18 protein-coding genes and 1 riboswitch are annotated in these 21,512 nt (G+C 66.4%); of the genes, 15 read left to right on the top strand and 3 right to left on the bottom strand.

The genetic code is table 11. From position 1 onward, the window contains the following. Positions 1–153: 153 nt before the first annotated feature. Both ACNFBT_RS13430 and ACNFBT_RS13425 read left to right on the top strand, forming a co-directional pair. Complete coding sequence (locus ACNFBT_RS13430) at positions 154–1,197, top strand: ABC transporter substrate-binding protein (RefSeq protein WP_416750032.1); 1,044 nt, start codon at positions 154–156, stop codon at positions 1,195–1,197. 56 nt (positions 1,198–1,253) lie between these two features. Continuing rightward, on the top strand, positions 1,254–2,051 hold the full coding sequence (locus ACNFBT_RS13425; RefSeq protein WP_416750030.1) for a class II aldolase/adducin family protein: 798 nt from the start codon (positions 1,254–1,256) through the stop codon (positions 2,049–2,051). Between the two features lie 189 nt (positions 2,052–2,240). On the opposite strand, the gene ACNFBT_RS13420 is transcribed toward ACNFBT_RS13425, so the two are convergent. Then, positions 2,241–3,695: a TolC family outer membrane protein gene (locus tag ACNFBT_RS13420; protein ID WP_416750029.1), complete on the bottom strand. Its 1,455-nt coding sequence runs from the start codon at positions 3,693–3,695 to the stop codon at positions 2,241–2,243. Between the two features lie 173 nt (positions 3,696–3,868). Then, a riboswitch (TPP riboswitch) is annotated at positions 3,869–3,976 on the top strand. Positions 3,977–4,088: 112 nt separating this feature from the next. On the opposite strand from ACNFBT_RS13420, the gene thiC reads away from it, so the two are divergent. Beyond that, positions 4,089–5,969, top strand: coding sequence for a phosphomethylpyrimidine synthase ThiC (thiC, locus tag ACNFBT_RS13415; RefSeq protein ID WP_416750027.1), 1,881 nt, complete (start codon positions 4,089–4,091; stop codon positions 5,967–5,969). Between the two features lie 166 nt (positions 5,970–6,135). Next, positions 6,136–7,422, top strand: coding sequence for a putative hydroxymethylpyrimidine transporter CytX (gene cytX / locus ACNFBT_RS13410; protein WP_416750025.1), 1,287 nt, complete (start codon positions 6,136–6,138; stop codon positions 7,420–7,422). A gap of 212 nt (positions 7,423–7,634) precedes the next feature. Here cytX and ACNFBT_RS13405 read toward each other — a convergent pair whose 3' ends face one another. After that, positions 7,635–8,387 carry an RsiV family protein gene (locus ACNFBT_RS13405; RefSeq protein ID WP_416750023.1) on the bottom strand — a complete coding sequence of 251 codons (753 nt, stop codon included), beginning with the start codon at positions 8,385–8,387 and terminating at the stop codon, positions 7,635–7,637. Positions 8,388–8,594: 207 nt separating this feature from the next. Between ACNFBT_RS13405 and ACNFBT_RS13400 the strand changes: the two genes are divergently transcribed. The 11 genes from ACNFBT_RS13400 to ACNFBT_RS13350 all read left to right on the top strand — a co-directional run bounded on the left by ACNFBT_RS13400 (position 8,595) and on the right by ACNFBT_RS13350 (position 21,055). Next, the gene (locus ACNFBT_RS13400) at positions 8,595–9,212 is read left to right on the top strand and encodes an NUDIX domain-containing protein (RefSeq protein ID WP_416750021.1); all 618 of its coding nucleotides are present in this window, start codon (positions 8,595–8,597) and stop codon (positions 9,210–9,212) included. Further along, on the top strand, positions 9,203–9,661 hold the full coding sequence (locus tag ACNFBT_RS13395; RefSeq protein ID WP_331317751.1) for a DUF1249 domain-containing protein: 459 nt from the start codon (positions 9,203–9,205) through the stop codon (positions 9,659–9,661). Before ACNFBT_RS13400 ends, ACNFBT_RS13395 begins: the two co-directional genes overlap by 10 nt. A gap of 158 nt (positions 9,662–9,819) precedes the next feature. Beyond that, positions 9,820–10,638, top strand: a complete 819-nt coding sequence (cpdA, locus tag ACNFBT_RS13390; RefSeq protein WP_416750019.1) for a 3',5'-cyclic-AMP phosphodiesterase — start codon at positions 9,820–9,822, stop codon at positions 10,636–10,638. Positions 10,639–10,717: 79 nt separating this feature from the next. Next, positions 10,718–11,341 carry a YqiA/YcfP family alpha/beta fold hydrolase gene (locus ACNFBT_RS13385; protein ID WP_416750018.1) on the top strand — a complete coding sequence of 208 codons (624 nt, stop codon included), beginning with the start codon at positions 10,718–10,720 and terminating at the stop codon, positions 11,339–11,341. Between the two features lie 11 nt (positions 11,342–11,352). Next, positions 11,353–13,248 (top strand): DNA topoisomerase IV subunit B, encoded by a 1,896-nt coding sequence (parE, locus tag ACNFBT_RS13380; protein ID WP_416750017.1) that lies wholly within the window; start codon positions 11,353–11,355, stop codon positions 13,246–13,248. After that, positions 13,248–14,252: an esterase-like activity of phytase family protein gene (locus ACNFBT_RS13375; RefSeq protein WP_416750015.1), complete on the top strand. Its 1,005-nt coding sequence runs from the start codon at positions 13,248–13,250 to the stop codon at positions 14,250–14,252. Before parE ends, ACNFBT_RS13375 begins: the two co-directional genes overlap by 1 nt. After that, positions 14,249–14,773 carry a retropepsin-like aspartic protease family protein gene (locus ACNFBT_RS13370; RefSeq protein WP_416750013.1) on the top strand — a complete coding sequence of 175 codons (525 nt, stop codon included), beginning with the start codon at positions 14,249–14,251 and terminating at the stop codon, positions 14,771–14,773. Before ACNFBT_RS13375 ends, ACNFBT_RS13370 begins: the two co-directional genes overlap by 4 nt. Positions 14,774–14,780: 7 nt before the next feature. After that, positions 14,781–17,045 carry a DNA topoisomerase IV subunit A gene (gene parC / locus ACNFBT_RS13365; protein WP_416750012.1) on the top strand — a complete coding sequence of 755 codons (2,265 nt, stop codon included), beginning with the start codon at positions 14,781–14,783 and terminating at the stop codon, positions 17,043–17,045. A gap of 150 nt (positions 17,046–17,195) precedes the next feature. Continuing rightward, complete coding sequence (locus ACNFBT_RS13360) at positions 17,196–17,915, top strand: PqiC family protein (protein WP_416750010.1); 720 nt, start codon at positions 17,196–17,198, stop codon at positions 17,913–17,915. A 261-nt stretch (positions 17,916–18,176) separates the two neighbouring features. Beyond that, entirely contained in the window at positions 18,177–19,739 is a 1,563-nt protein-coding gene (locus ACNFBT_RS13355; RefSeq protein WP_416750008.1) for an ArnT family glycosyltransferase, read from the top strand. Next, complete coding sequence (locus tag ACNFBT_RS13350) at positions 19,736–21,055, top strand: calcineurin (RefSeq protein ID WP_416750006.1); 1,320 nt, start codon at positions 19,736–19,738, stop codon at positions 21,053–21,055. The genes ACNFBT_RS13355 and ACNFBT_RS13350 overlap by 4 nt, the downstream gene beginning before the upstream one ends. On the opposite strand, the gene ACNFBT_RS13345 is transcribed toward ACNFBT_RS13350, so the two are convergent. Beyond that, positions 20,969–21,505, bottom strand: coding sequence for a metal-dependent hydrolase (locus ACNFBT_RS13345; RefSeq protein WP_416750004.1), 537 nt, complete (start codon positions 21,503–21,505; stop codon positions 20,969–20,971). The genes ACNFBT_RS13350 and ACNFBT_RS13345 overlap by 87 nt on opposite strands. Positions 21,506–21,512: the final 7 nt, after the last annotated feature.

The following is a 21,512-nucleotide window of genomic DNA, read 5'->3' as shown; positions in this document are numbered from 1 at the left end:
GCGCATGAACCGTCCCGCACGGTCCCCACTCGCTTTGCGGGCCTGCCCGCAGACCACCGTTCGACCTCTGTCCGTTGTTCCGGCGCGCCCATCCAGCGTGCGCGTGGCGCTTTGCGCTGCGCCCGTTACCTCCTATGACATGGGGTATGCCCAATGACTTTCCGCAAGAATGCTGTGCAGCCGCTGCTGCTCGCCCTCGGATTCTGCTGCGCTGCTGCCCACGCCAGCGAGAGCATGGTGGTGGTCGGCTACGGCGGCGCCGGCCAGAAGGCCCAGGATGCGGCCTTCTTCCAGCCTTTCAGCAAGCAATCCGGGGTCGGGGTGACCCAGAGCGAGTACAACGGTGAAATGGCCCGCATCAAGGTGATGGCCGACACCGGCCACGCCGACTGGGACGTGGTGCAGATCGAGGGCCCGGACCTGGCCCGTGGCTGCGACGAGGGACTGTTCGTACCGCTGAACTGGCAGCAGATCGGCGGCAAGGACCAGCTGATCCCCAACGCTGCCAAGGATTGCGGTTCCGCTGCGCTGGTATGGGGCGTGGCGATTGCCTACGACGCCGACAAGCTCAAGCCGGCGCCGACCTCCTGGGCGGATTTCTGGGACCTGAAGAAATTCCCCGGCAAGCGTGGCCTGCGCAAACGCGCCATCTACAACCTGGAGTTTGCCCTGCTGGCCGATGGTGTGAAGCCGGCCGACGTGTACAAGGTGCTGGGCACCAAGGCCGGTGTTGACCGCGCCTTCGCCAAGCTCGACCAGCTCAAGCCGAACATCCAGTGGTGGGAAGCCGGAGCGCAACCGCCGCAATGGCTGGCCGCCGGTGATGTGGTCATGACCTCGACCTACACCGGGCGTATCGCCGATGCCTACAAGGGCGGGCGTAACCTGCAGCTGGTCTGGCCGGGCAGCCTGTATGGCATGGACTACTGGGCGATCATCAAGGGCTCGCAGCATGTCGATGCAGCGAAGCGCTTCATCGCCTTCGCCAACCAGCCTGATGCCCAGGTCGACTACGTGAAGCACATTGCGTATGGTCCGACCAACAAGCAGGCCGCCGAACGCCTGCCGTCGGACCTGGCCGGTTGGGTGCCCACCTCGACGCAGAACCTGCCCCAGGGGTTGGCGATGGACGATGAATTCTGGGTCGACCATGGCGAGGAGCTGGAAGAGCGCTTCAACGCCTGGGCCGCCCAGTGAGCGTGACGCCGGGGCCTTCTGGCCCCGGCGTCCTTCAGTTTGAGGAGGAGAGCACCATGACGTTGATGCCGGCGCAGGCACCGAGCCGCGCCACTTGTCCGCCCGAGGAGTGGAAACTGCGCGAGGAGCTGGCGGCCTGCTACCGGCTGATCGCGCATTTCCGCATGAGCGACCTGATCTTCACCCATATCTCGGTGCGTATCCCCGGCCCCGAGCACCATTTCCTGATCAACCCCTATGGGTTGATGTTCGACGAGATTACCGCGTCGAGCCTGGTGAAGATCGATCTCACCGGCCATCCGGTGGAGCCGACGCCGTACAAGGTCAACCCGGCCGGCTTCGTCATCCACAGCGCCATCCACGGTGCCCGCGAGGACGCGCAGTGCGTGCTGCATACGCACACCCGCGCCGGTTGCGCGGTGGCGGCGCAGGCCTGCGGGCTGCTGCCGCTGAACCAGATGTCCATGGAGTTCTACGGCCGGCTCGGCTACCACGACTACGAAGGCATCGCCCTGTCGATGGACGAGCAGGTGCGCCTGGTGCGCGACCTGGGTGAGGAGCATATCGGCCTGATGCTGCGCAACCACGGCCTGCTGACCGTGGGCCAGAGCGTGCAGCAGGCGTTCCTGCGCATGTACTACCTGGAGAAGGCCTGCGACATCCAGCTGGCGGCGCAGGCTGGCGGCGAGCTGGTGATTCCGCCGGAGGAGGTCTGCCGCTATACCGAGCAGCAGTTCAACGCGCCGCAGCGGCCGCTGGCCGAGGGCGAGCTGAGTGACCCGGATGGCAACGACCTGGCCTGGGGGGCGCTGCTGCGGATGCTCGACCGGGTTTCGCCGGGGTATCGGGACTGAGTGCGTGGCGGAAGCTTGCGCAGGAGCGGACTCCGTCCGCGATGTCTGATCGGCCGCTCTGGCGATAGGCCAGGCGCGTGGATGACCCGGTCGCGGACAGAGTCCGCTCCTACAGGTCGACACCGTCATTTCGCCTTTGACGGCGCAAAGAAAAAGCCCCGCGATGCGGGGCTTTTTCGTGAGGCTCGATCAGTACTTGGGACTGGACTTGAGCTGTGCCTCGGCGGCCTTGGCCAGGTCCGGCGGCAGGAAGTCCTTGTCCGGGTTGTAATCCGGCTTGAGGTAGCCGCTCAGCGCTTCCAGGTCGCTCGGCGCCAGGGTGCCGGCGGTCTGCTTCAGGCGCAGGTTGTCGAGGATGTAGTCGTAGCGGGTGTTGTTGTAGTCGCGCACCGAGTTGTACAGCGAACGCTGGGCGTCCAGTACGTCGACGATGTTGCGGGTACCGACCTGGTAGCCGATCTCGGTGGCTTCCAGCGAGCTCTGGTTGGAGATGATCGCCTGGCGCCGCGCCTTCACCTGCTCCACGTCGGTGTTCACCGCACGGTGCTGGTTGCGGGCGTTCTGCACCACCTGGCGGCGCTGGCTTTCACGCAGTTGTTCGCTCTGGCTCAGGCGCTGGTAGGCCTCGCGGACCTGGGAACTGGTCAGGCCGCCGGTGTAGATCGGCACGTTCAGCTGCAGGCCGATGCTGCTCTCGTCGACCCATTTGCCGTAGTGCGGATCGCCAGGCACGCCGGTATTGGCGAAGCCCAGGGCGTCGTTGTCGCCTTTCTGGTACTGCGCCACGGCGTCGACGGTCGGCAGGTGGCCGGCCTTGCGCTGGCGCAGGGTCTCTTCGGCGGCGTCGACCGCATAGTTGCTGGCCTGCAGCGCCAGGTTCTGCTGCACCGAGGTATCCACCCAGGCCTTGGCGTCGTTGGGCATCGGCGCAACCACCGGCATGGAATGCAGGATGCCCTCGAGGGCGCTGTACTCATGGTTGGTCAGGGTGACCAGGGCCTGGAAGGCGTCATCCACCTGCTGTTCGGCCACCAGGCGGTTGGCCCGCGAGGTGTCGTAGCTGGCCTGGGATTCGAGTACGTCGGTCTTGTCCGACAGACCGACATCGAAGCGCTCGTTGGACTGGTCGAGCTGGCGCTTGAACGCCGCTTCCTCGGCCTTGCTGGCGGCCAGGTTGTCCTGGGCGCGGAGCACGCCGAAGTAATTCTCGGCGCTCTGCAGGATCAACGCCTGCTGGGTCGCGGAGAATTCCAGCTGGGCCTGTTCGCTGACGTTTTTCGCCGCCTTGAGCTGGAACCAGCGATCGGCGCGGAACAGCGGTTGGCTCAGGGTCGCCTGGAGCACCTGGCTGCTGCGGTTCAGCGTGGCGTTGGGTTCGTCCAGCGAGGTACGGGTGCTGCCTACGTTGGCGCCGGCGTTGATCTGCGGCAGCAGGCCGGAACGCGCCTGCGGCACGGCTTCCTTACGGGCCAGGTAGTCGGCCTGCGCTGCGGCGAGGTCGGCGTTGTTGTCGACGGCGTCCTTGTAGACGCGGATCAGGTCCGTCTTGGTCGGCAGGGGAGAGGCGGCCGGAGCGGGCTGGGCAGCCCAGGCAAAGCCTGTCGTAGCTGCAACGGCGACAGCCAGGGAGAGTCTGCGCAGCATTCGTTCGTCCTAGAAAGTGATGCGAGGTGGAGCAAGGCTACGGTTGCCGCCGGGAGCGGTCAAGGCACCTTCGTACGAGCCTTCCGAGGCAGGAGTGTAGCTACCTGTAGGTAATTGCGTGGTTTTCGGTCAGACGGCATTGGCTAATCCTTGTGCACTTGATTAGACTGCGGGCGTTCTTGTCGGGGTGCCCCATTGCGAGGGGCTGAGATCGGATAGTTCCGGATCCCGTTGAACCTGATCGGGTTAAGACCCGCGTAGGGAACAAGAAGTACGCATCCCGCGGCGCATTCCGCCCCGGCCCCCGCCCTTACCGGGATGCGTCCCTTCGCTGCGGCAAGCAGCTCCTCTCGTCCCAGGTTCTCCCCGGCAATCAACCCCAGGAGAGCCAGGATGAGCACCCAGAAAAACAACGTCACCCGCCTTGAACAGCTGGACCGCCAGTCGACCCAGCCCTTCCCGAATTCGAAAAAGGTCTACCTGACCGGCTCGCGCCCGGACATCCGCGTCCCCGTGCGGGAGATTTCTCTCGCCGACACCCCCACCGCCTTCGGCGGCGAGAAGAACGCGCCGGTGATGGTCTACGACACCTCCGGTCCCTACACCGACCCGGACGTGCGCATCGACCTGCGCAAGGGCCTGCCGGACGTGCGTTCGCGCTGGATCGACGAGCGCGGCGACACCGAAATCCTCCCCGGCCTGACCTCCGAGTTCGGCCAGTCGCGCCTGGCCGATGCCAGCCTCGATGCCCTGCGCTTCGCCCACGTGCGCACTCCGCGCCGCGCCAAGGCCGGCAAGAACGTCACGCAGATGCACTACGCGCGCCAGGGCATCATCACGCCCGAGATGGAATACATCGCCATCCGCGAGAACATGAAGTTGCAGGAAGCCCGCGCCGCGGGCCTGCTGGACGCCCAGCATCCGGGCCAGAGCTTCGGTGCGAGCATTCCCAAGGAAATCACCCCCGAGTTCGTCCGTGACGAAGTGGCCCGCGGCCGCGCGATCATCCCGGCGAACATCAACCACACCGAACTGGAACCGATGATCATCGGCCGCAACTTCCTGGTGAAGATCAACGGCAACATCGGCAACAGCGCCCTGGGTTCCTCCATCGAGGAAGAAGTGGAGAAGCTCACCTGGGGTATCCGCTGGGGCGCCGACACGGTGATGGACCTGTCCACCGGCAAGCACATCCACGAAACCCGCGAGTGGATCCTGCGCAACAGCCCGGTACCCATCGGCACCGTGCCGATCTACCAGGCGCTGGAGAAGGTCAACGGCATCGCCGAGGACCTGACCTGGGAAATCTTCCGTGACACCCTGATCGAGCAGGCCGAGCAGGGCGTGGACTACTTCACCATCCATGCCGGCGTGCTGTTGCGCTACGTGCCGCTGACCGCCAAGCGCGTCACCGGCATCGTCTCCCGTGGCGGCTCGATCATGGCCAAGTGGTGCCTGGCCCATCACCAGGAGAATTTCCTCTACACCCACTTCGAGGAAATCTGCGAAATCATGAAGGCCTACGACGTCAGCTTCTCGCTGGGCGATGGCCTGCGTCCGGGCTCGGTGGCCGATGCCAACGATGCCGCTCAGTTCGGCGAGCTGGAAACCCTCGGCGAGCTGACCCGCATTGCCTGGAAGCACGACGTCCAGGTGCTGATCGAAGGCCCCGGCCACGTGCCCATGCACCTGATCAAGGAGAACATGGAGAAGCAGCTGGAGTGCTGCGACGAGGCGCCGTTCTACACCCTCGGCCCGCTGACCACCGACATCGCGCCGGGCTACGACCACATCACCTCGGGCATCGGCGCGGCGATGATCGGCTGGTACGGCTGCGCCATGCTCTGCTACGTCACGCCCAAGGAGCACCTGGGCCTGCCGAACAAGGATGACGTGAAGACCGGCATCATCACCTACAAGATCGCCGCGCACGCCGCCGATCTCGCCAAGGGCCACCCGGGCGCGCAGATCCGCGACAATGCACTGTCCAAGGCGCGCTTCGAGTTCCGCTGGGAGGACCAGTTCAACCTCGGCCTGGACCCGGACACCGCCCGTGCCTTCCACGACGAGACCCTGCCCAAGGACTCGGCCAAGGTCGCGCACTTCTGCTCCATGTGCGGGCCGAAGTTCTGCTCCATGAAGATCACCCAGGAAGTCCGCGACTACGCCAAGGAGAACGGCCTGACCGATGAGCAGAAAGCCATCGAGGCCGGCTTCCAGCAACAGTCCGCGCGCTTCAAGGAAGAAGGTTCGGTGATCTACAAGCAGGTGTGATGCCTGTGCCTGCCCTCATCGCGAGGGCAGGCAACTCTGTAGGAGCGAGCTTGCTCGCGAACCGCCCAGCAGCGGAGTCGCCGGCGAGCAAGGTTCGCGAGCAAGCTCGCTCCTACGAAAAGCAAACAACAAGAAGCCAACTCAACATTCGAGCCCTGCACCCATCGTGACCACCACCGCCACCAACTATTCCCCCACCGTCGCCGTCGATAGCGCCCAGCGCGTGCTCGGCCTGCGCGACGTTTTTTCCCTCTGGTTCTCCCTCGGCATCGGCCTGATGGTGCTGCAGACCGGCGCGCTGCTGGCGCCCGGCCTGGGCCTGGCCGGCGCGCTGGGCGCCATCCTGCTCGGCACCCTGGTCGGCGTGCTGCTGCTGGCCAGCGCCGGGGTAATCGGCACCGACACGGGCCTGGCCGCCATGGCTTCGCTCAAGCTGAGCCTGGGCAGCCACGGCGCGGCGCTGCCGGCCCTGCTCAACCTGCTGCAGCTGGTGGGCTGGGGCGCCTTCGAGATCATCGTCATGCGCGACGCCGCCAGCCTGCTTGCGGGCCGTGCGTTCGGCGAAGGCAGCACCTGGACCAGCCCGGCGCTCTGGACCCTGGTGTTCGGCGCACTGGCGACCCTGCTGGCGGTCAGCGGGCCGCTCGCCTTCGTCCGCCGCGTGCTGCGTCGCTGGGGTATCTGGCTGCTGATCGCCGCCTGCATCTGGCTGACCTTCGACCTGTTCAAGCGCGCCGACCTGACCGCGCTCTGGGCCAAGGCCGGCGATGGGTCGCTGCCGTTCGCCGTGGGCTTCGACATCGCCATCGCCATGCCGCTGTCCTGGCTGCCGCTGATCGCCGACTACTCGCGCTTCGGCAAGCGTGCCGGGCACACCTTCGGCGGCGCCGCGCTGGGCTTCTTCATTGGCTGTTTCTGGCTGATGGGCCTGGGCGTGGCCTACACCCTGGCGTTCGCCGAGGGCAGCGACGCCAACGCGCTGCTGCTGGCCCTGGCCGGCGCCGGCATGGGCATCCCGCTGCTGCTGATCCTGCTGGACGAGTCGGAGAAGGCCTTCGCTGACATCCACTCGGCGGCGGTTTCCAGTGGCATCCTGCTGCCGCTGAAGGTCGAGCACCTGGCGCTGGCCATCGGCGTGATCTGCACCCTGATCGCCTGGTTCGCGCCGTTGGCGCAGTACCAGAACTTCCTGCTGCTGATCGGATCGGTGTTCGCCCCGCTGTTCGGCGTGGTGCTGGTGGACCACTTCGTGCTGCGCCGCCGCGCGCCGGCCGCCATTCCCCACGGCCTGCGCTGGGGTTCGCTGCTGGCCTGGGGCGGTGGCGTGGTGGTCTATCACCTGCTGGCGAACTACCAGCCGGACCTGGGCGCAACCCTGCCGGCGCTGGTGGTGGCGGGCGTGCTGCAACTGCTGCTGGGACGTGTCGGTGTGAAGGTGCCGGCTTCGGCGTAATGCGGTTCGCGAGCAAGCTCGCTCCTACAAGAGCAGTTGCACCGGCGTCGGGCCTGTAGGAGCGAGGGGGACGCCATCGTTATTGCTCGCGAACTCGCCCAATGCCGGCCTTGCCGGCTGATCGCGGATGAATCCGCTCCTACGCACGTGCTGAAACGTGGTGTAGGAGCGGACTTCGTCCGCGATTGGCCACCGGTCGCTGTGAAGCCTGCCTACTGCGCCCCGCGTCCCGGGAAGTAATACGGCTTCACGATGCCGTTCAGGCGCGGATAGGGAATCTTCAGCTCCGGATGCCCGACCGAGTGCGGCGCGATGCGGTCAATGTCGTACTTGAGCGTCAGCGCGCCGAAGGTCAGGGCGAAGTGCGGCGTGGTCTGGAAGGGCCAGTTCTTCGAGAAGTTCGGGTCCTGCTCGTCCAGCTTGTTCTGCAGGATCCACGCCTGGTGCGCCAGGCGCGCGGTCTTCCAGAAGGCTTCCTCCTGGCCGGGCAGAAGAATGTCCTGCAACGCCAGCACCTTGTGCAGACGCCGGTCATAATTGATGAAGGCGCGTCCCGGTTGACCGTACTCGCCGCCGGTAAAGCGATAGCTGGACAGTTCGATGATCACCAGGCCGTCATGCTGTTCGCGGACCTTGGCTTGCAGGTAGCTGCTCCAGCCGGGCTGGGCGCCGTCCAGGAAGCGTTTCTCGTAGACCTCGAGGCTGGCCGGCACGGCGCCGTCAGGGCTGCGTGCAAGCTCCAGCAGTTGCTGGTTGATCGCCGCGTTGAGCGCCGGTTCGTCGTCGAAGTCGACGCTATCCAGGTTGAACAGCGGGCATTGCTCGCCCTGGCAGCCGGGCTTGAGGTGTTCGAAGCTGGTAGGGCGGGCGGCCAGTGGCTCATCGAGGCCGGGTTTGAACAGGCCCTGGCAAGCGCCCAGTAGCAGGCAGAGGCTGCCGAGGGCAGCGAGTTTCAGAAGACGCATGGGATTCCTTGTCGTCGCGGACATGGGCGGTTTGGACCGTCATCGCGGCCGCCGGTTCGGCGGGCAGTATGAACCAGTCCGGGGCACGGCGGCAGGGTAAGCGCGCACGTTCGCGCTGCCCGCCGGGCGGTCCGAGAAAGAGGCTGCGCCGCCGCAAGCGGCGCGATAGGATGGCGCGAAGTTCAATCGATCAGTGAGTGGAACGGGATGTCGGATACGTTCAAGCCAGGCCCCCAGGATGTCGAGATCCAGAAGCGCGAACAGTGCTTCAAGGGCTTCTACAAACTCGACCGGCTGCACCTGCGGCATCGCCAGTTCGCTGGTGGCATGGGCCCCGTGCTGACCCGCGAATTGTTCGTGCGGCACGATGCCGTCTGCGTGCTGCCCTACGATCCGCGGCGCGATGAAGTGGTGCTGATCGAGCAGTTCCGCGTCGGCGCCATGGACGCCGGGGTCAACCCCTGGCTGCTGGAGTTGGTCGCCGGCCTGATTGACAAGGACGAGGAGCCGGAAGAGGTGGCCCGCCGCGAAGCGGTGGAAGAGGCCGGGCTGACCCTCGGCGCGCTCTGGCCGATCGCCCAGTACCTGCCGTCGCCCGGTGGCAGCAACGAGCTGGTGCATCTGTTCGTTGGCCGTTGCGACAGCGGTGCCGCGGCGGGGATCTACGGCTTGCCGGAAGAGGGCGAGGATATCCGTGTGCACGTGCTGCCCTTCGAAGAGGCGCTGCAGGCCGTGCGCGACGGACGCATCAACAACGCGGCGAGCATGCTCGCCCTGCAATGGCTGGCGCTGAACCGCGCCGAGGTAAGGGGGTTATGGGTGTGAATCTGCTGCGCGAGCGCTATCGCGTCGACCTGGCGGGATTGCAGGCGACCTGCGAGGCGAACTACTTGCGCCTGATGCGCCTGTTGCCCGAGATGCGTGAAGCCCAGGTCTCGCGCCGCGTGGCGCTCAGCGAAGGCGAGCGGCTGCTCGGCGTGCTGGCGCTGGACGTGGTGGAGGCCTGCCCCTACACCACCGTGCTGCAGGTGCGCCAGGAGCTGGGTCTGCCGTGGCTGCCGGCGCCCAAGCTGGAAGTGCGGGTGTACCACGACGCACGCATGGCCGAAGTGGTCGGCGCGGAGCAGGCGCGCCGCCTGCTGGCGATCTACCCCTACCCGAACCAGGCGATGCACCAGCCGGACGAGAAGAACCAATTGAACCTGTTCCTCGGCGAGTGGCTGAGCCATTGCCTGTCCTGCGGCCATGAGCTGGAGCCGGTGCTGCAGCGCTGATATCGCGATAATGGCCTTGGGCCATGATATGCTGCCCGTCCGTCGTCCGCCGCGTGTCCCTAAATGTGATCTGTGACGCTTTCCCGGTTTGCCCGGGGGCGTGACTGTCACCATACTCATCCTCATCCGTGGACGCCCGCCTCACAGGAGAAGGCGCATTGCCTCCAGTGCCCGCACATCCCTCCGCTACCGCATCGGTCCTGCTGGTCCAGCTCTCCGACAGCCATCTGTTCGCCGAACCCGATGGTCGTCTGCTGGGCATGGACACCGCCGACAGCCTGAACCAGGTGGTCCGTCTCGTTCGTGACGAGCAGCCGGACGTCGACCTGGTGCTGGCCACTGGCGACCTGTCGCAGGATGCCAGCCTGGAGTCCTACCAGCGCTTCCGCGAGATCACTGCGCCGATTGCCGCGCCGATCCGCTGGTTCCCCGGCAACCATGACGAACTCGAAGCGATGCGCGAGGCGACCGCGGGCACCGACCTGCTGGAGCCGGTGATCGACCTGGGCGCCTGGCGCGTCATCCTGCTCGATTCCACCATCCCGGGCGCCGTGCCGGGGCAAGTGACCGACGAGCAGGTTGGCCTGCTGGAACGCGCCATCCAGGCGGCACCGGACAAGCACCTGCTGATCAGCTTCCACCACCATCCGGTGCCAATCGGCAGCAAATGGATGGACCGGATCGGCATCTACAACCCGGAAAAACTCTTCGCCGTGCTGGACCGCTACCCCAATGTGCGCTGCCTGCTCTGGGGCCACGTGCACCAGGAGATCGACCGCATGCGCGGTGACATGCGCCTGCTGGCTTCGCCGTCCACCTGCGTGCAGTTCACGCCGGGCAGCGAGGATTTCTGCGTCGACAGTCCCGCGCCGGGCTACCGCTGGCTGCGCCTGCATCCCGACGGCTTGTTGGAAACGGGGGTGTCGCGGGTGACCGGCATCGACTTCGAGGTCGACTACAGCATCAAGGGCTATTGAGGCCCGGCCTCGTACCAGTCGCCATCCTCGGTTCGATGCACTTGCGACATGCCGCTTGCAGCTTGTAGCCTCCCGGCCCATGACTGCATTCCTCTATATCCACGGCTTCAACAGTTCGCCCGCCTCGCAGAAGGCGCGCCAGTTCGTGGCCGCCCTGCAGCATCTGGGGCTGGCGGGGCAGGTGCGCGTTCCGGCGCTGCACCACCATCCGCGCCAGGCCATGGCGCAGCTGGAGTCGGCGATCGCCGAGCTCGGCCAGCCGCTGCTGATCGGCAGTTCGCTGGGCGGCTTCTACGCGACCCATCTGGCCGAGCGGCATGGCCTGAAGGCCGTGCTGATCAACCCGGCGGTGGCGCCGCACCGGCTGTTCGACGGTCAGCTCGGCCCGCAGACCAACTATTACAGCGGCGAGACCTGGGAGCTGACGCAGGATCACGTCCAGGCCCTGGCCGAGCTGGAGGTTCCGGCACCGGTCGACGGCGCGCGCTACCAGGTGTGGCTGCAGACCGCCGACGAAACCCTCGATTACCGCGCTGCCGAGCGCTATTACCGGGCCTGTGCCCTGCGCATCGAAGCGGGCGGCGACCACGGCTTCCAGCGCTTCGTCAGCCACCTGCCGGCACTGCTGGCGTTCGCCGGTATACCCTCCGGCCTGTGGCGCGACGTAGACTTCTCGATCTTTGAACGAATTTCCTCAGATTAAGTAGGGACCCCATGGCCCAGCAGAACGCCTATAACGCAGACGCCATCGAAGTCCTCTCCGGCCTCGATCCGGTGCGCAAGCGCCCGGGCATGTACACCGACACCACTCGTCCCAACCACCTGGCCCAGGAAGTCATCGACAACAGCGTCGACGAAGCCCTCGCCGGCCACGCCAAGAGCGTGCAGGTGATCCTCCACGAGGACAACTCGCTGGAAGTGATCGACGACGGTCGTGGCATGCCGGTGGACATCCACCCCGAAGAGGGCGTGCCGGGCGTCGAACTGATCCTCACCAAGCTGCACGCCGGCGGCAAGTTCTCCAACAAGAACTACCAGTTCTCCGGCGGCCTGCACGGCGTGGGCATCTCGGTGGTGAACGCGCTGTCGACCCTGGTCGAAGTGCGCGTGAAGCGCGACGGCAACGAATACCGCATGACCTTCGCCGATGGCTTCAAGTCCAGCGACCTGGAGGTCGTCGGCACCGTCGGCAAGCGCAACACCGGCACCACCGTGCGCTTCTGGCCCGACGCCAAGTACTTCGACTCGCACAAGTTCTCCGTCAGCCGCCTCAAGCACGTGCTCAAGGCCAAGGCGGTGCTGTGCCCCGGCCTGCTGGTCAGCTTCGAGGACAAGTCCAGCGGCGAGCGCGTCGAGTGGCACTACGAGGACGGCCTGCGTTCCTACCTGGTCGACTCGGTGTCCGAGAACCTGCGCCTGCCCGACGAGCCGTTCTGCGGCTCGCTGGCCGGCAACAAGGAAGCGGTGGACTGGGCCCTGCTGTGGCTGCCCGAGGGCGGCGAATCGCTGCAGGAAAGCTACGTCAACCTGATTCCCACCGCCCAGGGCGGCACCCACGTCAACGGCCTGCGCCAGGGCCTGCTGGACGCCATGCGCGAGTTCTGCGAATTCCGCAACCTGCTGCCGCGAGGTGTGAAGCTGGCACCTGAGGACGTATGGGAGCGCATCGCCTTCGTCCTTTCGATGAAGCTGCAGGAGCCGCAGTTCTCCGGCCAGACCAAGGAGCGCCTGTCTTCCCGCGAGGCGGCCGCCTTCGTTTCCGGCGTGGTGAAAGACGCCTTCAGCCTGTGGCTCAACGCTCACCCCGAACTGGGGCTGCAACTGGCCGAACTGGCCATCAGCAACGCCGGCCGCCGTCTCAAGGCGGGCAAGAAGGTCGAGCGCAAGAAAATCACCCAGGGCCCGGCGCTGCCCGGCAAGCTGGCCGACTGCGCGGGGCAGGACCCGATGCGCGCCGAGCTGTTCCTGGTGGAGGGCGACTCCGCCGGCGGTTCGGCCAAGCAGGCGCGGGACAAGGAGTTCCAGGCGATCATGCCGCTGCGCGGGAAGATCCTGAACACCTGGGAAGTGGACGGCGGCGAAGTGCTTGCCAGCCAGGAAGTCCACGACATCGCCGTGGCCATCGGCGTCGACCCGGGCGCGGCCGACCTGAGCCAGCTGCGCTACGGCAAGATCTGCATCCTCGCCGACGCCGACTCCGACGGCCTGCACATCGCCACCCTGCTGTGCGCGCTGTTCGTTCGCCACTTCCGCCCGCTGGTGGAAGCCGGCCACGTCTACGTCGCGATGCCGCCGCTGTTCCGTATCGACCTGGGCAAGGAAGTCTTCTATGCCCTGGACGAGGCCGAGCGCGACGGCATTCTCGACCGCCTGGCCGCCGAGAAGCGCCGTGGCAAGCCGCAGGTCACCCGATTCAAGGGCCTGGGCGAGATGAACCCGCCACAGCTGCGCGAAACCACCATGGACCCGAACACCCGCCGTCTGGTCCAGCTGACCCTGGACGACGCCGAAGGCACCGTGGAAATCATGGACATGCTGCTGGCCAAGAAGCGCGCCGGCGACCGCAAGTCCTGGCTGGAAACCAAGGGCAACCTGGCGGACTTCGCCTGATGCGCTGGCTTCTGGCCGCCCTAGGCCTGTGCGCCGGCGCTGCCTTGGCCGATACCGCGCCCACGGTGGTCTCGAACACCCTGCAGTTCGTCTCCGAGCATCCGGTGGAGGGCATGCCCAAGGGCAACCTGTCGGGCCTTGCGAACTGCGGCGGCGAGCTGTGGGCGGTGTCCGACCGTGACGACGACCGCATCTACCGCCTGCTGCCCGACGAGCAGCCCGGCAAGGCCTGGCAGGCCAGCGCCGAAGCATTCGTGTCGCCCGGTGTGCCGGACAGCGGCCTGTCCTGGGGCATGCGCGCGCGGGTCGCCGTCAGCAGCCTGGTACGCGGCGGCGCCATGGACTTCGAGGCCATCAGCTGCGATCAGGCGGGCAACCGCTATGTGGTCAGCGAAGGCTACGCGGCCGTGCTGCTGTTGCCGGTCGCCGGCGAGGCGTCCTGGCTGCCGCTGCCCAAGAGCCTGCTGCGCCAGGCTCGGGCCAGCGGTCTGCTGATGAGCTTCAACGCCCTCTATGAAGGCCTGGCGATCTCCCCGGACGGCAAGCGCCTGTGGCTGGCAGCGGAGCGTCAGCGTCGTGGCCTGCTGCGGGTGCGCAACGACAACGACACCTGGAAGTGCGATGGCAACTGCGTGCTGCTCAGCGAAGGCGGCACGATGCTGCCACCGCCGGAGCTGGGCAGCGATCGTCCGCTGTCCATCGATTTCTCCGATCTTGCACTGTACAAGGACAAGCTGTTCACCCTCGAACGCCTGGCGCACCAGATCTGCCGACGCAATGCCGACACCGGCGCGCAGGAACAGTGCTGGTCGTTCGCCGCGGGCGCTCTGGCGCCGGAGCGGCGCTATGATCTGCCCTACGGCGTGGCCGAGGCGCTGCTGATCGATGACCAGGGCGCCTGGATCGGCCTGGACAACGGCGAGCATGCCCGTGCCGACGGCGATGCGCGGCCCTATGTGCTGCGTTTCGCCGCTCCCATCGGCGGTTGGCTTGGTGGCAAATGAGCGACGCAGTGCCGGGTCGGCGGATCGGCAAGATCATGATGTTCCTCGCCTGGGGCGCGGGCATCCTGCTTGCCACCCGCTATTTCGGCGCCTGGGAAGATCGTCAGCACAACCCGAACCCGCAACCGCAGTCGGTACGGGGCAATGGTTACGTGGAAGTGCGCCTGCTCGGCAATCGCGCCGGCCATTATGTGGTCGACGGCAAGATCAATGGCACGCCTGTGACCTTCATGCTCGATACCGGCGCCACTCAGGTGGCCATCCCGCAGCCGCTGGCCCGGCGCCTGGGGTTGCCGCTGGGGGCGCCGATCACCCTGAACACCGCCAACGGCCGCAGCGAAGGCTGGCGTACGCGTCTGTCTTCGCTGCAGCTTGGCGACATCCGATTGAACGAAGTGTCCGCGCTGATTGCGCCGGGCATGGAAGGCGACGAGGTGCTGCTCGGCATGAGCGCCCTCAAGCAACTCGATTTCACCCAGCAGGACGGCACCCTGGTGCTGCGCCAGCAATCTTCACCGTGAGGCACGCATGAGCGAAACCCTCGATCTGAGTCTGGAGGGCGTGGAGCGCCGGTCACTGGCCGACTTCACCGAACAGGCTTACCTGAACTATTCCATGTACGTGATCATGGATCGCGCCCTGCCGCACATCGGCGACGGCCTCAAGCCCGTACAGCGGCGCATCGTCTATGCCATGAGCGAGCTGGGCCTGGACGCGGACGCCAAGCACAAGAAGTCGGCGCGTACCGTCGGCGACGTGCTGGGTAAGTACCACCCGCACGGCGACTCGGCCTGCTACGAAGCCATGGTGCTGATGGCCCAGCCCTTCTCCTACCGCTACCCGCTGGTGGACGGCCAGGGCAACTGGGGTGCGCCGGACGATCCCAAATCCTTCGCCGCTATGCGTTACACCGAGGCACGCCTGTCGCGCTATGCCGAGACCCTGCTGTCCGAGCTGGGCCAGGGCACCGCGGACTGGGTGCCGAACTTCGACGGTACCCTGGACGAACCGGCCGTGCTGCCGGCACGCCTGCCCAACCTGCTGCTCAACGGCACCACCGGTATCGCCGTGGGCATGGCCACCGACATTCCGCCGCACAACCTGCGCGAAGTGGCTGCCGCCTGTGTGCACCTGCTGGATAACCCGGGCTCCACCGTCGCCGACCTGATCGATTTCGTGCCGGGCCCGGATTTCCCCACCGAGGCGGAAATCATCACCCCGCGCGCCGACCTGCAGAAGATCTACGAAACCGGCCGCGGCTCGGTGCGCATGCGCGCCGTGTACCGCGTCGAGGACGGCGACATCGTGGTCACCGCGCTGCCGCACCAGGTCTCCGGGGCCAAGGTGCTGGAGCAGATTGCCGGCCAGATGCAGGCCAAGAAGCTGCCGATGGTGGCCGACCTGCGCGACGAGTCGGACCACGAGAACCCGACACGCATCGTCATCATCCCGCGTTCCAATCGCGTGGACGCCGAAGAACTGATGACCCACCTGTTCGCCACCACCGACCTGGAAAGCTCGTACCGGGTGAACATGAACGTCATCGGCCTGGACGGCAAACCCCAGGTCAAGGACCTGCGCCAGGTCCTCAGCGAGTGGCTGACCTACCGCACCGACACCGTGCGCCGCCGCCTGCAGTTCCGCCTGGACAAGGTCGAGAAGCGCCTGCACCTGTTGGAAGGCTTGCTGGTCGCCTTCCTCAACCTCGACGAAGTCATCCACATCATCCGCACCGAGGACCAGCCCAAGCCGGTCCTGATGCAGCGCTTCGAGCTCTCGGAACTGCAGGCCGACTACATCCTCGACACCCGCCTGCGTCAGCTGGCGCGCCTGGAAGAGATGAAGATCCGCGGCGAGCAGGACGAGCTGGCCAAGGAGCGCGCCAAGTTGCTGGCCATCCTGGGTTCCAACGCCAAGCTGCGCAAACTGGTGCGCGATGAGCTGATCGCCGACGCCGAAACCTATGGCGACGACCGCCGTTCGCCCATTGTCGCCCGCGCCGAAGCCCGCGCCCTGTCGGAAACCGAGCTGATGCCGACCGAGCCGGTGACCGTGGTGCTGTCCGAGAAGGGCTGGGTGCGTTGCGCCAAGGGTCACGACATCGATGCCACCGGCCTGTCCTACAAGGCTGGCGACGGCTTCAAGGTGTCCGCGCCGGGCCGTTCGAACCAGTATGCAGTGTTCATCGACTCCACGGGGCGCAGCTATTCGCTGGCCGCCCACAGCCTGCCGTCGGCCCGTGGCCAGGGTGAGCCGCTGACCGGCCGCCTGACCCCGCCGCCGGGCGCCACCTTCGACCGCGTGCTGCTGCCCGAGGACAGTGCGCTGTACGTGTTGGCTTCCGACGCTGGCTACGGCTTCGTGGTCAAGGGCGAGGACATGCAGGCCAAGAACAAGGCCGGCAAGGCCCTGCTCAGCCTGCCCAATGGCGCGCAGGTCATGGCGCCGCGACCGGTCGCGGACGTCGAGCAGGACTGGCTCGCCGCCGTCACCACCGAAGGCCGCCTGTTGCTGTTCAAGGTCTCCGACCTGCCGCAGCTGGCCAAGGGCAAGGGCAACAAGATCATCAGCGTGCCGGGCGACCGCGTGGCCAGTCGCGAGGAGTACCTCACCGACCTGGCGGTTCTTCCGACGGGCGCGACGCTGGTGCTGCAGGCGGGCAAGCGGACGCTCTCCCTCAAGGGTGACGACCTGGAGCACTACAAGGGCGAAAGGGGCCGTCGAGGCAATAAATTGCCACGCGGTTTCCAGCGAGTGGACAGTCTGCTGGTAGAATCGCTGTCTCAGGATTGAAACGCAGCTCGAAACATTCTGCCGCTGGAGCTGAGGCGTCGATTGAGGGATGATAGGCCCTTTTGGCAGTCGACGCCTTGGCGCGTTGCCCTGAAGTTATTTGAAATGTTGGAAGTAGCGCCGATTTTCGGCGAATGACGGTGATTCACGATGAGCGCTCTGCGCGTCCTGGCATGTCTTTCCCTCGTCAGCCTTCTCGGGCTGGCGGGCTGCACAGTGAATCGACCGACCCAGCTGTATCAACTGGATGCAGGTGCCACGTCGGTTCCGACCCGCGAAAATGGTGTCGCTGTGCTCCTCGGCCCGGTTTCCCTGGCCGACTATCTGAAACGTGAGACCATGGTCCAGCGTCAGGCCGACGGTATTCTCAGTCTGTCCACCGAAGCCCGTTGGGCGGGCAATCTGGAAACCAACGTCAGCCAGCAATTGCTGCGCCTGCTGTCGAGCCAGCTCGACAGCACCCGCCTTGCCCTGTTCCCGGAGAAGCCCGGCTTCACCCCGCAGGTGCAGGTCATGCTGACCATCAGCCGCCTGGATTCCGGCCCCAAGGAGCCGGCGGTGCTGGAGGCGCGCTGGCGCCTGCTCGACCAGAAGGGTGAGCTGCGCGACAGCCGCGTGTTCCATGAGGAAGAGGCGCATTCGGGCAGTATCCAGGACCAGGTCCGGGCCCAGGGCGACCTGCTGCGCAAGCTGTCGGTCCAGTTGGCCAAGGACGTGCGTCCGGTGGCGGCGGCGATAGCCGAGCAGCAGGCCGCGCCGGTAAAGAAGCCGGCGGTCGCCAATACCGAGAAGGCCAAGCCCAAGGAGGAGGGGCCGAAGATCCCGCTGGTGGTGCCGATCCGCACCGACGTCGAGGTCTACCGCTTCTGACTTGAAACGGCCCGGAAAACCTTGTTTTTCGGGCCGTTTCACATTGCGGCCGGCTTCCCGGCACGCCCCGCCCAGCTTGACATCTTCTTGACGCCCCAAGTGGTATCAAAGGCGCCGTTTGCAGGTTTCGATCGCGCGGAAACCCTTCCGCAGCGCGCCTGCCAGGGGCTCGGCTTGTCGTCGTCATTTCCACTTTCTCATTCCGGTCAGGCGGCTGCCGCCTTGACCCGGCAGGCGTTGTGCGTCGCCCTGGCGGCGCTCGTGCTGTTTCTGCTGGGTGCGCATGGCGCCTCGGTGGTGGGCTTCGACTCGCGGTTCGTGCTTTTCGCCAAGGAAATGCTGCGCCACGGCCCCAGTGTGTTCCCGACCACCTATGGCGAACCCTATCCGGATTACCCGGCGACTTCGACCTTTCTGATCTACCTGCTGTCGCTGCCGCAGGGGCGCGTCACCCTCTTCACCGCCTGGCTGCCGACTGCCTTGGCGGCCGCCCTCATCGTCGGCCTGACCTATCGTCTGGTGGCTCCGCTTTCCCGGCGCTGGGCCGTCCTCAGCGTGTCGATGCTGCTGCTCACCCTGACCTTTCTCAGTGAAAGCCGGGCGGTATCGCTCGATCTGCAGGTGGCGGCGGTGGGGATGCTGGCCTTCTTCTTCGCGGTGCGTGCCGAGCGCTACTCCAGCGCCGGCCTGATGGCGCGCCTGCTGCCGCCGTTGCTGGTTGGATTCGCTCTGCGCGGTCCGTTGGGGCTGGTGGTGCCGGCCGGCATGGTCTGCAGTCAGTTGCTGTTGGACCGCCACTGGCGGCGCCTGCTGGCCTTCTCCCTGTGCGCGCTGCTGCTCCTGGTGGCGTGCACGGGCCTGCTGCTGTCCGTTGCGCGCGGCATTGGTGGCGAAGCGTTCGCACAGGATGTCCTGCACATGCAGGTCACTGGCCGCCTGGACGGCAGCGCCGGTGCCAGCGACGCGCTGTATTATTTCCACAGTTCGCTGGGCAACTACGCCCTGGCATTCCCGCTGGCGGTGCCAGCGCTGGCGCTGCTCTGGCGCCGCCGGGGCGATCCGGCGGCGCGGTTGGTCATCGGTTGCGCCCTGGCGGCGCTGGTGGTGATGGTCGGTCTGTCGCTGCCGCAGGCGAAGAAGGCGCGCTACGTCGTGGCGATGGCGCCGCTGGTGGCCATTGTCGCGAGCTACCCGTTCCAGGTGAACGATCGGCGCCTGGCCGTGTTGCTGCGGGGCCTGATCCAGGGGCTTTGGCTTGTGCTGCCGATGCTCATGCTGCTGGGCCTCTGGCTGGGCTGGCAACGCTTCCCGCAAGCGCTGCAGCCGGTTGGCGGACACCTCTGGCTGTGCGCGGGCGGGCTGGTTGTCCTGCAGCTGTTCGCGCTGTCCCGACTGCTCCGCCGCGAGCGGCGCGCCGAGTTGCTGGCGCTCAGCGCGGTGCTGGCGTTGTGGGGCAGTTACCTGCTGGTGATCGAGCCGGCACAACGGCAGCTGTACGACAGTCGAGCGTTTTCTCTGGCGGTGGATGCCGCGGTGCTCGGGGAGCCGGCGCCGCTGGTGCTGTATGACATCGGACGCGATGCCCAGGCGATCAAGTTCATGGTCAACCTCGATCGCGACACGCAGCCGCTCTTCGCCGACAGTCCGGAGCAGCTCGCCGCGCTGCCGGGGCCGTACTACCTGATGCTGGACGAGCAGAGTGCCGACCGACTGAGGGCTGATTATCCGGCCTTGGGAGAGCCTCTGCTCCGTGGTCGCTTCGACGACAACCCCTTCTGCCTGCTGCGTGTGAGTGACGCCAGCCTGTTCGGTGTCGCGCGATGAGGTCGCTGCTCTCCGCCCTCGGGCTCAGCGTGCTGCTGTGCGGCTGCCAGGGCTCCGACAGCTACGAGCATGTCGCCCACGATCAGGCTTTCTTCCGCCAGCATCCGATACCGCCGTTGCAGCTGACCGCGCCTCCGGGGAGCTTCATTCTGCCTTTGCTGCCGGATACGCAGTTCTACGCCGAGAACAACCACCGCGAGCTGCGCCTGTTCCGCAGCAACGAGCGCTTCCAGGGGCTGCCCTACGAGCCGGCGCTGGCCTTCTTCGCCCAGACCTCGTGGCTGGCGAAGAATGCCGAGGCGTTGCAGGTGCCGATGGTGGTGCACCTGGGCGATGTGGTGCAGAACGCCGGCACCCTGAGCCAATGGCAGATCGCCAGTGGCGCGATGCGGGTGTTGGAGGAGGGCGGCGTACCCTACAGCATCATGAGCGGCGACCGGGATATCCATGGCGCCGTCACGCCCGATGACGAGCGCTCGTTCCGCGACCGCTTCAAGGACCACTTCGGCCCGCAGCGCGCGGCCTGGCAGAGCACCTATGGCGGCAGCGACCCACTGGGCCTGAGCCAGTACCACCTGTTCCGCAAGTACGGCCAGTCCTTCCTCCTGCTGGCGCTGGACTGGCGTCCGTCGAAGGCGACGCTGGCCTGGGCGCAGCAGGTCATCGACGCGCATCCGCACATTCCGGTGATCCTGGCGTCGCACAACATCCTGTACCGCAAGGCCGGCGAGCCGCCGCAGCTGTCCCGCGAGGGCAGCGACAGCGGTCCCCTGCTCTGGGAGCAACTGATCCGCCGCAACGACCAGATCTTCCTGACCGTCAGCGGGCATGTCGAAGGCTCAGCCCATGCGCGGATGCTCAACGACCAGGGCCACAGCGTGGACATGGTGATGGTGGACTATCAGGACGAGTACCTGGGCGGCAACGGGTTGCTGCAGTTGCTGGAGCTGGACCTGCGGCGCAACCGTATCGATGCCCTGTCGCTGTCGCCCTGGGTGTTGTGGAAGCGACAATTCTATCCACAGACCTTCAAGGACTGTCCTTCGGAGCAGACCCTGAAAGGTTGCGATCAACTACTGCCGGCGCCATCGGCGGGCTGGGACAACCGCTTCCGCATCGACCTCGACTTCCGCGCGCGTTTCGCCACCTTCCAGGGTTTCACCGCGCAGCTGCCGGAAGGCGCCGAGGACGGTCCTTCGCTACTGCAGCAGGTCAGGGCGCAGTTCGAGTCAGCCGCGCACGTGCAGCAGGCGGCGCAGCGCGATGCCGCCAAGGGCAACGGTCAGGCAGGGTATCCAGACCCAGCGCGCCTCTGACAGCAGCACCTGCGCACCGCGCGGGCTGAGGAAGCGCGACAGGCCGATGGGCGACACCTCAATGGGGTGCAGCGGAAGGAAGTAGCGCTGATCGCTCCAGGGCCAGAACCAGGCAACCCCCAGTCCGCCATCGGTCATGGCGTCGAGCACGCTGTGCGAGGCGGTTGCCAGGCCGATCCACAGGCAGGCTTTCAGCGGGCCGCAGCCGAACAGGCGACAACCAACGGCGCCGAGCGCACCGACCAGGGCGGCGAACAGCAGCGAATGGCTGAAGCCGCGATGCCCCAGGGCATCCTGGTAGGCGATTCCCAGTTTGAAGGCGACAACGTCGAGGTCGGGCAGGCAGGCGGCGAGCATGCCGGCCAGTAGCAGGCGGGGCGGGATCACCCGCGAGCCGAGCGCAAGACCCACGGCCAGTACGGGCAGGGGATGGGTGATCAGGGTGGTCATGGAGTCC

It is taken from the genome of Pseudomonas sp. NY15181 (assembly GCF_048068055.1).
In the GTDB taxonomy this organism is placed as follows: Bacteria; Pseudomonadota; Gammaproteobacteria; order Pseudomonadales; family Pseudomonadaceae; genus Pseudomonas.
The sequence above is the reverse complement of the archived record's forward strand: the minus strand, read 5'-3'. Positions and strand labels throughout refer to the sequence as shown.